The organism is Nocardia sp. NPDC057668 (assembly GCF_042799795.1).
Lineage (GTDB): Bacteria > Actinomycetota > Actinomycetes > Mycobacteriales > Mycobacteriaceae > Nocardia.
The window spans coordinates 239070-252057 of the sequence record NZ_JBHVIC010000007.1; the positions used below are offsets into that span (position 1 = coordinate 239070).

12 protein-coding genes are annotated in these 12988 nt (G+C 68.1%); 9 read left to right on the forward strand and 3 right to left on the reverse strand.

Annotated elements, in window-relative coordinates:
- Position 1 precedes the first annotated feature (1 nt).
- The 6 genes from ACFVBH_RS34380 to ACFVBH_RS34405 all read left to right on the forward strand — a co-directional run bounded on the left by ACFVBH_RS34380 (position 2) and on the right by ACFVBH_RS34405 (position 7231).
- On the forward strand, positions 2 to 1774 hold the full coding sequence (locus ACFVBH_RS34380) for an FAD-dependent oxidoreductase (protein WP_379008178.1): 1773 nt from the start codon (positions 2 to 4) through the stop codon (positions 1772 to 1774).
- Between the two features lie 89 nt (positions 1775 to 1863).
- Positions 1864 to 2484, forward strand: a complete 621-nt coding sequence (locus ACFVBH_RS34385) for a pyridoxamine 5'-phosphate oxidase family protein (protein WP_379008181.1) — start codon at positions 1864 to 1866, stop codon at positions 2482 to 2484.
- A 72-nt stretch (positions 2485 to 2556) separates the two neighbouring features.
- Entirely contained in the window at positions 2557 to 3804 is a 1248-nt protein-coding gene (locus tag ACFVBH_RS34390; protein ID WP_354988285.1) for a MurT ligase domain-containing protein, read from the forward strand.
- Positions 3801 to 4511 carry a glutamine amidotransferase gene (locus ACFVBH_RS34395; RefSeq protein ID WP_354988284.1) on the forward strand — a complete coding sequence of 237 codons (711 nt, stop codon included), beginning with the start codon at positions 3801 to 3803 and terminating at the stop codon, positions 4509 to 4511. The genes ACFVBH_RS34390 and ACFVBH_RS34395 overlap by 4 nt, the downstream gene beginning before the upstream one ends.
- Before the next feature lie 153 nt (positions 4512 to 4664).
- The gene (locus ACFVBH_RS34400; RefSeq protein ID WP_379008185.1) at positions 4665 to 6308 is read left to right on the forward strand and encodes a GMC oxidoreductase; all 1644 of its coding nucleotides are present in this window, start codon (positions 4665 to 4667) and stop codon (positions 6306 to 6308) included.
- A gap of 140 nt (positions 6309 to 6448) precedes the next feature.
- On the forward strand, positions 6449 to 7231 hold the full coding sequence (locus tag ACFVBH_RS34405) for an ion transporter (protein ID WP_354988282.1): 783 nt from the start codon (positions 6449 to 6451) through the stop codon (positions 7229 to 7231).
- Between the two features lie 16 nt (positions 7232 to 7247).
- Here ACFVBH_RS34405 and ACFVBH_RS34410 read toward each other — a convergent pair whose 3' ends face one another.
- Both ACFVBH_RS34410 and ACFVBH_RS34415 read right to left on the reverse strand, forming a co-directional pair.
- Entirely contained in the window at positions 7248 to 8465 is a 1218-nt protein-coding gene (locus ACFVBH_RS34410; RefSeq protein WP_354988281.1) for a low temperature requirement protein A, read from the reverse strand.
- 101 nt (positions 8466 to 8566) lie between these two features.
- The gene (locus ACFVBH_RS34415; RefSeq protein ID WP_354988280.1) at positions 8567 to 9124 is read right to left on the reverse strand and encodes an SRPBCC family protein; all 558 of its coding nucleotides are present in this window, start codon (positions 9122 to 9124) and stop codon (positions 8567 to 8569) included.
- A 367-nt stretch (positions 9125 to 9491) separates the two neighbouring features.
- On the opposite strand from ACFVBH_RS34415, the gene ACFVBH_RS34420 reads away from it, so the two are divergent.
- From ACFVBH_RS34420 to ACFVBH_RS34430, 3 genes are all read left to right on the forward strand, one after another.
- Positions 9492 to 10067 carry a dihydrofolate reductase family protein gene (locus ACFVBH_RS34420; RefSeq protein ID WP_379008191.1) on the forward strand — a complete coding sequence of 192 codons (576 nt, stop codon included), beginning with the start codon at positions 9492 to 9494 and terminating at the stop codon, positions 10065 to 10067.
- A gap of 110 nt (positions 10068 to 10177) precedes the next feature.
- Entirely contained in the window at positions 10178 to 11443 is a 1266-nt protein-coding gene (locus ACFVBH_RS34425; protein WP_354988278.1) for an aspartate kinase, read from the forward strand.
- A gap of 2 nt (positions 11444 to 11445) precedes the next feature.
- Positions 11446 to 12480, forward strand: coding sequence for an aspartate-semialdehyde dehydrogenase (locus tag ACFVBH_RS34430; protein ID WP_354988277.1), 1035 nt, complete (start codon positions 11446 to 11448; stop codon positions 12478 to 12480).
- 65 nt (positions 12481 to 12545) lie between these two features.
- On the opposite strand, the gene ACFVBH_RS34435 is transcribed toward ACFVBH_RS34430, so the two are convergent.
- Complete coding sequence (locus ACFVBH_RS34435) at positions 12546 to 12746, reverse strand: hypothetical protein (RefSeq protein ID WP_379008195.1); 201 nt, start codon at positions 12744 to 12746, stop codon at positions 12546 to 12548.
- Between the last annotated feature and the right edge of the window lie 242 nt (positions 12747 to 12988).

Genomic DNA, 12988 nt, shown 5'->3' on the forward strand with positions numbered 1-12988 from the left:
AATGACTGGACAGCGTATGTCCGTCGCGCGGCGGACAGTGCTGCGCGGCGCCGTCGCGGCGGGGGCCGCCGCCGGTGCACTGTCGGCGACCACGCTGCGACCGACCCCGGCCCATGCCGAACCCGGCCGCAGCGTCGCCGTGCTGGGCGCGGGCCCGGCCGGGCTGACCGCCGCGCACGAACTGGCCGAACGCGGCTTCGACGTCACCGTCTACGAGCGCCGCGCGCTCGGCGGAAAAGCCCGCAGCATCGCCGTTCCCGGCAGCGGCCGCGACGGCCGCCCGGACCTGTGGGGCGAGCACGGCTTCCGCTTCTTCCCCGGCTTCTACCGCCATCTCACCGACACCATGCGGCGAATCCCGTTCGGGGACAACGAGAACGGCGTGTGGGACAACCTGGTCGCCGCCCCCGAGGCGCGATTCTCCCGGCGCGGGGGCGACGACACCCTGCTGCCCCTGGGCCGGGCCGGACGCCCGTGGACGACCCCCGAGGATTTCCGCGAAACCGTCAGCTCGGCCATCTCCACCACCACCAAGATGGGCCAGGCCGACGCCCTCTACTTCGCGAACCGCCTGCTGGTCTTCAACTCCAGCTGCGACGCTCGCCGTTACGGCCAGTGGGACACCATCTCCTGGCGCGACTACGTCGGCGCGGGCCGGCGCTCCAACGAATTCCGCATGCTGCTCTCGCGCACCCTCACCACCCTGCTGGTGGCGGCCAAGGACGACCTGGCCAGCACCCGCACCATCGGCACCATGGGCGAGCAGTTCCTGGGCAATCCCCTGGAGATCGCCAACGACGGCCCGCTGGACCGCCTGCTGGACGGCCCGACCAACGAAGCCTGGATAGACCCGTGGGTGCGCAGGCTGCGCGAACTCGGGGTGAAGTTCGCCGGCGCCGAGGTGCACGGGCTCGAGGTCGCCGACAACCGCATCTCCGGCGCCCGGGTGGTCACCACTTCCGGTGTGGCGCAGACGATCACGGCCGACTACTTCGTGGCCGCCCTCCCGGTCGAGGTGGCCCGCACCCTGTGGTCGCCCGAAATCCTCGCGCGCAGACCCGAATTGGCCGGCATGGCCCAGCTCACCGTGGACTGGATGACCGGCATCCAGTTCTTCCTGCGCAATCCTTCGGCCATCGCGCGCGGCCACGCCGCCTACGTGGACTCGCCCTGGTCGCTGACCTCCATCTCGCAGAACCAGTTCTGGAACCGCACCCCCATGTCCGGCCTCGGCGACGGCACGGTGCAGGACTGCCTGTCCGTGGACATCTCGGACTGGAACACCCCCGGGATCCTGTTCGGCAAGACCGCCAAGGAATGCACCCACGACGAGATCGCCCGCGAGGTCTGGGCGCAGTTGCAGGCGCACCTGAACGACAAGCAGATCCTGCTGCGCGACGAGGACCTGCACTCCTGGTTCCTGGACACCGGCGTGACCTGGAACGCCGCCCAGCGTCGCAACGAGAACGCCGACCCGCTGCTGATCAACACCGCGGGCTCCTGGGCGCTGCGCCCGGAATCGCATCGCGCCGAGCTCGAAAACCTGTTCCTGGCAGGGGATTACGTCCGCACCAAGGTGGATTTGGCGACCATGGAGGGTGCGTCGGAGTCCGCCCGCACCGCGGTGAACGCCCTGCTGGAGGTGGCCGGTTCCACCGCGCCCCGCTGTGCGCTGTTCACCCTCTACCGCGCGCCGGAGCTGGATCCCTTCCGGCAGCTGGACGAGAGCCGCTACGCCGCCGGGCAGCCCAACCTGTTCGACGTTCCGCTGTAACCCACCGGTGCGCGCGTAACCGTTTCGGGACCGACTGCTTTCTCACAAATGGCTGGCGCGGCGGTGTGATCCGGGCGTTGAATCGAACGATGAGCGAGATCACGGATCCGGTCGAACTGCGGGAACTCCTCGGTGCGCCCACGCCGCGGGCCGTCGCCAAGGAACGCCGCACCCTGCACGCGCGGGACCGGGAGTGGATCGCCAACTCTCCCTTCGTCGTACTCGCGACCAGCGACGCCGAGGGCAACTGCGACGCCTCGCCGAAGGGCGACCCGGCCGGTTTCGTGCGGGTGCTCGGCGACACCACCATCGCCATTCCCGAACGCCCGGGCAACCGCCGCGCCGACGGCTACCTCAACATGCTGAGCAATCCGCATGTGGGCGTGATCTTCCTGATCCCGGGGCGCGGAGAAACCCTGCGCATCAACGGCCGGGCGCGGCTGGTGCGCGAGGCACCCTACTTCGACGACATGGTGGTGCGCGGGCACCGGCCCATTCTGGCCGTCGAGGTCGAGATCGAGCAGATCTTCCTGCACTGCGCCAAGGCGTTTCTGCGCAGTAGGCTCTGGCAGCCCGAGCAGTGGCCCGCCGACACCCTGCCCAGCCAGGCGCGGCTGGTGAAGGAATTGATCCCCGACAGCCCCGAAACGCTGGAGCAATTGGAGCAGTACTACTCGGCCGCCTACGAGAACAAGCTCTACAACACCTGAGTGCCGCAGCTCACGGCGAAAGCCGTGACACCGCCTGCGCACCGAGCGCGGCACACCAATAAACTCGCGACCGTGGCAGACATCTCGGTACGCGGAAAGCTGGCGCTGCGGGCGGCGACGGCGGCGTCGTGGGCTTCGCAGAAAGCCGGACGCGGTAAGGGATCGATGATCGGCGGCCTCATCGCGCTGAAGATCGACCCGACGATCATGACCCAGCTGGGCCGCGAGCGGCGCACGGTGCTGGTCACCGGCACCAACGGCAAGTCCACCACCACCCGCATGACCACGGCCGCGCTACAGACCCTCGGCGCGGTCGCGACGCAGGCCGACGGCGCCAACATGGACGCCGGAATCGTGGCCGCGCTCACCGCCAATCGCACCGCGCGCCTGGCCGCCATCGAGGTGGACGAGCTGCACCTGCCGCACGTGGCCGATGCCCTGAACCCGGCCGCGGTGGTGCTGCTCAACCTGTCCCGCGATCAGCTGGACCGGGTCGGCGAGATCAATATGATCGAGCGCCGCCTGCGCGCGGGCATGGCGCGCCACCCCGACGCCGTGCTCATCGCCAATTGCGATGACGTGCTGATCACTTCGATCGCCTACGACCACCCCAACGTGGTGTGGGTCGCGGCCGGCAGCGGCTGGGCGGTCGACGCCAGCAGCTGCCCGCGCAGCGGTGAGCCGATCATGTGGGACGGCGAGCACTGGTACAGCACCGGCGCGGATTTCAAGCGCCCGGAACCGCAGTGGCGCGTTGACGAGCACGCGCTGCACGGCCCCGACGGTCTGGAAATCCCACTGGCCCTTGCCCTTCCGGGCCGCGCCAATCGCGGTAACGCCGCCCAGGCGGTGGCCGCGGCCGTCGCCATGGGCGCGGACGCGCGGGCCGCGGCCGACGCGGCGGGCACCGTACGGGAGATCGCCGGCCGCTACCGGACCGTCGAGGTCGGCGGGCGCACCGCGCGCCTGCTGCTGGCCAAGAATCCGGCCGGCTGGCAGGAGGCCCTGTCCATGATCGACCCCGCCGCAACGGGTTTGGTGATCGCGGTGAACGGTCAGGTGCCCGACGGCGAGGATCTGTCCTGGCTGTGGGACGTGCGGTTCGAGCACTTCGAGGGCACCCAGGTGGTCGCCGCGGGGGAGCGCGCCACCGATCTGGCCGTGCGCCTGACCTACGCGGGCGTGGAACACACCACCGTGGCGGATCCCTTGCGCGCCATCGCTTCCTGCCCCGCCGGGCAGGTCGAGGTGCTGGCCAACTACACCGCGTTCCGTGACCTGAACCGCGATCTCGACGAGAAGGCGAGCGTCCGCGCATGAGCGAATCGACCGTCCGCATCGGCCTGGTGCTGCCCGACGTCATGGGCACCTACGGCGACGGCGGCAATGCCCTGGTGCTGCGGCAGCGGCTGCGCATGCGCGGGTACGCCGCCGAGGTCGTCGAGATCACGCTGGCCGACGAGGTGCCGGACTCCCTGGACATCTACACCCTGGGCGGCGCGGAGGATTCCGCGCAGCGCCTGGCCACCCGTCACCTCGTGAAGTACCCGGGACTGCAGCGCGCCGCCGGGCGGGGCGCGCCGGTGCTCGCGATCTGCGCGGCCATCCAGGTGCTCGGCCAGTGGTACGAGACCTCCTCGGGGGAGCGGGTGGACGGCGTCGGCCTCATCGACGTGACCACCTCCCCGCAGGACAGGCGCGCGATCGGCGAGGTGGCCACCGCCCCGCTGCTGCCGGGGCTGACCCAGGCCCTGACCGGCTTCGAAAACCACCGGGGCGGAACCAAACTCGGTGGCGACGCCACCGGCCTGGCGCGCGTCACCAAGGGCGTCGGCAACGGCGTGGGCGACGGTCTCGAGGGCGTGATCCAGGGCTCGACGATCGGCACCTACATGCACGGTCCGGCCCTGGCCCGCAATCCCGAGCTCGCCGACCTGCTCCTGTCCCGCGCCCTGGGCGTCGATTCGCTGGCCCCCCTGCCCATGCCCGAGGTCGATCAGCTTCGCCGGGAACGCCTGCGCGCCTGAGCCTCCGGGCTCGACCCTTCACCCCTCTGGCGAATTGTCGGCTATCCACCGATTCGATCGGGACATAGCCGACACGTATGACCGAATTGTTCGGCTCGTCGCATGTGTTGTTGGACTGGCGACCGAACGGTAATCTCGCGCGCGGCCTACTTGATGAGGGAGGTGGCCGTGCGGAGGCGCGCTCTACTGAAAGCTGCCGGTTTTGCGGCTTTTGCTGCCGGTGTGGGATCGGGCGCCGCCGTGCGCGGCTCCGGTGTCGCGGCGGCGAGTCCACTGTGGAACGCGCTGTTCGAGCGGTGGGTGCCGGAAATCTTCGCGCCGCTGCCGGATCCGCCGGAGCACTCCCCGGCGATCGTGATCGGCTCCGGCTTCGGCGCCGCGGTCACCGCCCTGCGACTAGCCGAGGCCGGCGTGCAGAACACCGTGCTCGAGCGCGGCTCACGCTGGCCCAACGATCCCCAGCGCGAGATCTTCACCGGTGACGATCTGCCCGACGGCCGCGGCTTCTGGCATCGGACCAGTTTCACCGGGGTCACCAAGGTGCCCATGGCCTTCGCCGATTTCGGCGGCGTGCTGGACGTGGTCAACTACCCGGGCATCGACGTCTGGCGCGCGGCCGCGGTCGGCGGCGGCTCGATCATCTTCTCCGGCGCGATGGTCGCCCCGCCGAAGCACCTGTTCGACAGCGTGTTTCGCGGTGTGGTCGACTACGGCGAGCTGGAGAGCGTGTACTACCCGCGGGTGCGGCAGATGCTGCGGCTCAGCCCCGTGCCCGCCGACATCTACAACTCCGCGCCCTTCGCCCATTCCCGGGTGTGGGATCAGCAGGTGCGGGCCGCGGGGTACGAACCGCAGCCCAATGATTCGATCTTCAACTGGGACGTGCTGCGCGCCGAACTGGCGGGCACGAGCCGCGCCTCGGCCACGGCGTCGCGCAGCAACCTCGGCAATTCCAACGGCGCGAAGTTCGACCTGGACCAGAACTACCTGCGCTACGCGGAGGCCACCGGCCGCACCGGCATCTTCCCCGGCCACCGTGTGGACTCGATCGCGCAGGACGGCTCCGGCAAATACGTGGTGACCGTGTCCAAGCTCGCGCCCACCGGCGCGGTCCTGCGCACCCGCACCCTCACCTGCGATCGGCTGTTCCTCGGCGCGGGCTCGATCGGCACGTCCGAACTCCTGGTCCGCGCCCAGGCCACCGGCGGCCTGCCCCGGCTCAACGAGCACATCGGCGCGGGCTGGGGCACCAACGGCGACGTGGTGCTGGCCCGCAGCGCCGATTCGCTGAGCGCCACCGGCGGCGGCGTGCCCAGCGCGAGCCGGATCTTCGACGACTCGACCGTCCCGCTGACCCTCGAGAACTGGTACGTCCCCGGCATTCCCGTCGACACCGGGGCCATCGCCTCGCTCGGCATGGTGCTCGACCCGACCCGCGCCCGGTTCGGCTACGACAGCGCACGCAACGGCGTCGGCCTGAGCTGGAACCCCGGTGTGCAGGACCAGGTGGCCGCCGCCTGCCGGGCCGTCGATCAGCGCATCGCCCAGCGCTCGAACGCGCTGCTGGACTACGCCCCGATCGGCTACGACGCCAACGCCTTCTTCACCGCGCACCCGCTCGGCGGCGCGGTGCTCGGCCAGGCGACCGACGGCTACGGCCGCGTGCTCGGGCATCCGGGGCTCTATGTCATGGACGGCGCCGGCCTGCCGGGCAGCTCGGCCACGGTCAACCCGTCGCTGACCATCACCGCGCTGGCCGAGCGCAACATCGAGGCCATCATCCGCGCGGGCAGCTGACCGCGCACCGGAAATCCCTGCACCGGCGCGCTTTTCGCGACCGCTGATCCGGCCCCGGACCGGCCGTCGCGGGAATGGCGCGCCGGGCCGGGCCCGGCCACTACGCTGGCGCGGGACCGTTCGATGTGGAAGGGGTCGGCGTGATCCAGGCGAGTGCACCGGACGACGTGGAGTACCCGCGGAAGCCACCGGCCCTGTGGACGGATTTCCTCATGCTGGGGCTGGCTGTGATCTCGGTCGTGCTGGTCGGCTGGGTGACGTTCTTCCCGGTCGGCGGGGACACCTACCGGCTCATCCAGATCGCCGACTACGTCATCTGCGCGATCTTCGCGATCGAATTCTGCTGGCGCTGGCGGCGGGAGGGCTGGAGCTGGACCTTCCCGTTCGTCTACTGGTACGAGGTCCTGGGCATGATCCCGGTGACCAGCCCGTTCTTCCGCGGCTTCCGGCTGCTGCGCGTGGTCGTGATCCTGGTGCGGCTCGCGCGCGTGGCGGATCGGGCCTTCGGCGACCGGGTGACCGCGGCGATCGTGAACCGCTCGGTCGGCGCGATCGTCGAGACCGTGAAGCGCCCGGTGACCATGGCGGTGCTGGACGAGGTCGCCGAGGTGCTGCGCACGGGGCACTACGCCCGCAACATCGCGAACGCGCTGGAGGAGAACCGCGGCGAGATCGATCAGATGATGGTCGAGTTCATCCGGCAGGATCCACAATTGGGCCGGGTGAAATACCTGCCGTTCCACGAGGACGTGATTCGCGGCGTCGCCGACGCCAGCTTCCGGATCATCTTCCGGGTGCTGGCGGACGAGCGCACGGACGAATTGGTAGCCGATGTTCTGCGCGAGAACATCAACCAGATGCGCGAGGCCGTACGCGAGGGCGTGCGCGTGAGCGAGTCGGTGGATCACCGGTTCGACCGCTGATCCACCGCCCGCGGCGTCACGCGGCGTCGTGCGAGCCGTGCCTGATCTCCTCGCGCGGCTCGCGATAGGACACCGTCTCCCACAGGATCAGCGCGCCCAGCACCACGAACAGCAGGGTCAGCGACGCCAGCGCGGGCAGCGCCGCGGCGAGCGGGATCAGCACGAGCAGCAGGACGACGGCGATGAGACGGTGTGTGCTCAGCGCACCCGTCGCGTAGTACTTGAACCCGATCAGTGCCAGCAGGTACAGCACGACGCCGCCGTACAGGCAGTACAGCGGAATCCCGTACAGCGCGTCGGAGAGCCGGTGATCCTCCGCGTCGCCGACGTAGTTGATCACCTTTTTCATGCCGAGCGAGAGCGCGATGATGCCGACGATCATGGGGAAGTGCCAGTAGGTGTAGCAGCCGCGGGCGATCTGCACCCGGCGCGTGCCGGTGGCGTGTGCGAGCTCGTGTTCCACGGTCAGCGCGGCGACGTCGAAGTACGCCCACCACAGCAGGCCCGAAATGGCCAGTCCCAGCATCGATCCCAGCGCGATGGGCCAGGAGATGGGCAGCCCGGCCACGCCGACGCCGATGGAGACGATGGATTCGCCCAGCGCGATGATGATGATCAGCCCGTACCGCTCGGCGAAGTGCTTGGCGGAGTTGAGCCGCCATTCGTTGCCCGCCAGGCTGGTCCACAGCATGTCCCCGGCCAGCGCGGCCAGCCACAGCACCAGCTGGGCGGTCTCGCTGGTGAGCGCGCCGATGGTCAGCAGGGTGCCGGCGATGGTGAGCGAACCCGCGGCCCAGCGCACCACCTGCCGGCGCAGTTGGGCGTCCTCGGCGCTGGCCAGCCAGAACATCCACAGGTGGACGAAGCGCACCAGCAGGTACGCGATGACGAATACCAGTGGGGCGTACCAGCCTCCGGGCAGATCGTGGAAGGCCTCGGGGATGGTGAGCGCGATGAGGAAGGCGCCGCCCATGGCCACGAAGATGCCGACGCGCGCGATGCCCTCGTCGGCCTTGATGACGTTGCCGAGCCAGGAATAGGCGATCCACATCCACCACAGCAGCATGAGGATCAGCAGGGAGCGCAGCATGTTGACCGCGGTGGTCTCGTGTGCCGCGAAGTCGGTGACCATGGTGAAGGCGAACACGATCACCAGGTCGAAGAATAGTTCCAGCTGGGTGACGGAGGCGTTCTCGCCGACCCTGGTCAATCGTGATCGTTGCGCACCGGGCATGTTGGACATAGTGCAGGGCGCGGGGCGTCAATGACAGTGCAGCGGACGCGTGTTCACTGTCGGCGTCACGGCGGCGGCCGCGGCGCGCTGCCGGGCCGCGGTTACGCGGTGCCGAACCCCGGTTCGAAACCGTGGCCGTAGTTGAGCTGCTGGGTGTAGGTCGCGGGCTCGTAGGGCGCCGGTTCCGCGTACGGCTCCTCGGCCTCGCCGAGTCCTTCGATGCCGGTGACCGATTCGACGAAGGCGATGAAGTTCTCGATCATGGCCTCGCCCTCGCGGCGGGCGGTGCGCTTGAGGAACATGCCGGGCGCGGGAATCGGCAGGTAGATCTCGGAGTGGTACCAGACCTCGGTGCCGCCGTCCTCGGTCTCGGCGACGTCGAACCAGCCCTGGCCGCCGGCGCCGGCGCTGGATTCGGCGACCTTCCACGCGACCCGGTTCTCGGTGCAGGTGTACTCGACGACCTGCCGATCCGGCCGGCCCATGAGGTTCGCGGAGATGTAGGTCCGCTTCGGTCTGCCCAATTTGTCGCGGGTCGCGACCCGGACATCCGAGTGGGAAGGCGACCAGTCGGGCAGTTGCTCGACCATGAGCAACGCCTCCATCACCTGATCGGGATCGATATCGATGACGAATCGGTGATCAGTCTTAGTACGCATTCCAACCCTCCAGCTTCGGGGCCTGATTGTGACCAGCGTCGCTCGTTGAGTCAACTGTGTCCCAGGCCGCTCGAACCCGCCCGTTTCGACAGGTTTGCGAATATCACTGGCCGCCAACGTAATAGGCAGCTCGGACAGGTGGTGGAGAATTTTGCGCCGTCAGGGTCTGAAACGCGACTACTTCTCAGGGCTTGACGCCTCGGTGTCCGTGGGTATCGCCCGTTCCATCGCCGCTCGAACCGGATCGCGGCGTAGTTGCCCGGTGGCGATGCCCGGCGCGGATTCGTCCCGGCCGTTGACACCACTCCATCCGTAGTACTACATTTCAATCACTTCACGCAGAGTACTACGAACGAGGCGGTAACCCTTGCGAAATCTCACCTACTTCGTCGGTATGTCCCTCGACGGCTACATCGCCGCCCCCGACGGTGACATCAGCGCCTACGAGGCGTCCCCGGACTTCTGGACCTGGCTGGCGACCGACTATCCGGAAACCCTGCCCGCCCATGTGCGCCCGCATTTCGGGGTGCCCGAGGGTGCGGCGAATGTGCACTTCGACACCATGATCATGGGTCGCGGCACCTACGAGCCCGCCCTGAATGTGGGCATCACCAGCCCGTATCCGCATGTGCGGCAGTACGTGGTCTCCACCACGCTGGGCGAGATCGCCGATCCGGGGGTCGAACTGGTGGCGTCGGATCCCATCGGGCTGATTCAGCGCCTGAAGAAGCAGGACGGCCAAGGTATTTGGCTGGCCGGCGGCGGCAGGTTCGCCGCCCAGGTCCTGGACGAGATCGACGAACTCGTCATCAAGCAGTATCCGGTGCTGCTGGGTGAGGGCGTGCGGGCGCTTGCCGGAAATTTCCGGCCCACCGGCTTCCGGGTCGAGCGGCGGCGGGAATTCGACAGTGGCGCGCAGGTCACCTGGCTCACTCGCGCCTGATCAGCTCGGTGAGATCCGGGTTGCCGGGAGGTGGCCGAAAATCTCGTGACCTGGGCCGGTAGTCTTGTGGGTCGGTAGCAGCAGTTAGTCGATCTTGGAGGATTTCCGCCGTGGCTCTCGTCGTCCAGAAGTACGGAGGATCCTCGGTCGCCACCGCCGAGCGCATCCGCAGGGTTGCCGAGCGGATCATCGAGACGAAGAAGCAGGGGCACGACGTGGTCGTGGTCTGCTCGGCGATGGGTGACACCACCGACGAACTTCTCGATCTGGCCCAGCAGGTCGCCCCCGCGCCGCCCGCGCGTGAAATGGACATGTTGCTCACCTCGGGTGAGCGCATCTCCAATGCGCTGGTGGCCATGGCCATTCACTCGCTCGGCGCGGAAGCGCGCTCGTTCACCGGCTCGCAGGCCGGCGTCATCACCACCGGGGCGCACGGCAACGCGAAGATCATCGACGTGGCCCCGGGCCGGGTGCAGAACGCGCTCGCCGAGGGCACGATCGTGCTGGTCGCCGGCTTCCAGGGCGTGAGCCAGGACAGCAAGGACGTGACCACGCTGGGCCGCGGCGGCTCGGACACCACCGCCGTCGCGCTGGCCGCCGCGCTCAATGCCGATGTGTGCGAGATCTATACCGATGTGGACGGCGTCTTCAGCGCCGATCCCCGGGTCGTCTCCGATGCCCAGAAGCTGGACACCGTCTCCTACGAGGAAATGCTGGAGATGGCCGCCTGCGGCTCGAAAGTTCTCATGCTGCGCTGCGTCGAGTACGCGCGCCGCTACAACGTGCCGGTGCACGTCCGTTCCTCGTACACGGACAAGACCGGCACCCTGATTACCGGATCGATGGAGGACATCCCCTTGGAGCAAGCAATCCTCACGGGCGTCGCGCACGACCGCAGCGAGGCCAAGGTGACCGTTGTCGGCATTCCGGACGAACCGGGCTACGCCGCCAAGGTGTTCCGTGCCGTCGCCGACGCCGAGATCAATATCGACATGGTGTTGCAGAACATCTCGAAGGTGGAGACCGGCAAGACCGACATCACCTTCACCCTGCCCAAGCTGGACGGCCCGCGCGCGGTGGAACTGCTCACCAAGCGGCAGGGCGACATCGGCTTCTCGCAGGTGGTCTACGACGATCACGTCGGCAAGGTGTCCCTCGTCGGCGCGGGTATGAAGTCGCATCCGGGCGTGACCGCGACCTTCTGCGAGTCGCTCGCGGACGCGGGTATCAACATCGATCTCATCTCCACCTCCGAGATCCGAATCTCGGTGCTGGTCAAGGACACCGACCTGGACGAGTCCGTGCAGGTGCTGCACCGGGCCTTCGAGCTCGGCGGCGACGAACTGGCCGTGGTGCACGGCGGAACGGGGCGCTAATTATGGGATTGCGGGTAGGCGTCGTCGGCGCGACCGGTCAGGTCGGCGCCGTCATGCGAAAGCTGCTGGAGGAGCGCAACTTCCCGGCCGATGAGATCCGGTTCTTCGCTTCCGCGCGCTCGGCGGGCAAGATTCTGCCGTTCCGCGGTCAGGACATCGTGGTCGAGGACACCGAGACCGCCGATCCGACCGGTCTGGACATCGCGCTGTTCTCCGCGGGCGCGACCATGTCCCGGGTGCAGGCGCCGCGCTTCGCGGCCGCCGGTGTCACCGTCATCGACAATTCTTCGGCCTGGCGCAAGGACCCCGAGGTCCCGCTGGTCGTCTCCGAGGTCAATCCCGAGGCGACCCGGAATCTGAAGAAGGGCATCATCGCCAACCCGAACTGCACCACCATGGCCGCCATGCCGGTGCTCAAGGTGCTGCACGACGAGGCGGGCCTGCGCCGGCTCATCGTCTCCAGCTACCAGGCGGTTTCCGGTAGCGGCCTGGCCGGTGTCGAGGAGCTCGCCACCCAGGTGCGCGCGGTCATCGACAACGCCGAGCAACTGGTGCACGACGGTTCGGCCGTGGAGTTCCCGGCCCCGAACAAGTACGTCGCGCCCATCGCCTTCGACGTGATCCCGCTCGCGGGCGCGCTCGTGGACGACGGCTCGGAGGAGACGGACGAGGATCAGAAGCTGCGCAACGAGTCGCGCAAGATTCTGAACCTGCCCGACCTGCTGGTCAGCGGCACCTGCGTGCGCGTTCCGGTCTTCACCGGGCACTCGCTCTCGATCAATGCCGAGTTCGCCGAGCCGATTTCGGTGGAGACCGCCAAGAAGCTGCTCGCGGGCGCGCCCGGGGTCAAACTGGTCGACGTCCCCACCCCGCTGGCCGCCGCCGGCGCCGACGATTCGCTCGTGGGCCGCATCCGCCAGGATCCGGGCGTCCCGGACGGCCGTGGTCTGGCGCTGTTCATCTCCGGCGACAACCTGCGTAAGGGCGCGGCGCTGAACACCATTCAGATCGCCGAGGTTTTGCTGGCGAATCGCTGAGATTTCCGTCAGTCCGAGAACGGGCCGTTCGATCCGCCAGGGATCAAACGGCCCGTTTTCTCATTTCAGTCGGTCCAGAGTTCGGCGCAGGGGAGTGGGGGAAGTCGGCCGGGCGCCGAAGTCTCGATGGTGACTTCAATGCGATGGGGGCGCAGATGTGCCGCGAGTCGTTCGGCAATTGTGAGTTCGGCGCGGTAGTCCAGGACCATGCCGCCCGGAAAGCTCAGGCGCACATGGACTTCACGTGTTTGCGGTGCGGCGGTCAACTGCCACCTCTTGTGTCGGATTTGGTGCGACGGGTGCCTGGTAAACGATAAACACAGAAAAATTGCGGTGCAATAAGAAAAATACATGTTCCATACTGTGCGCCGTAAGCTCGCCCTGTCTGGAATCCTTGTCGGCAGATCTCATAGGGGAAGGAGAAGTTCCCATCGGGAAGGAGAAGGGCATGGTAGACATCGGCGAAACACGCGGGCGGTGACGGCCGGGAAAGCCGATCAGGCAGAAG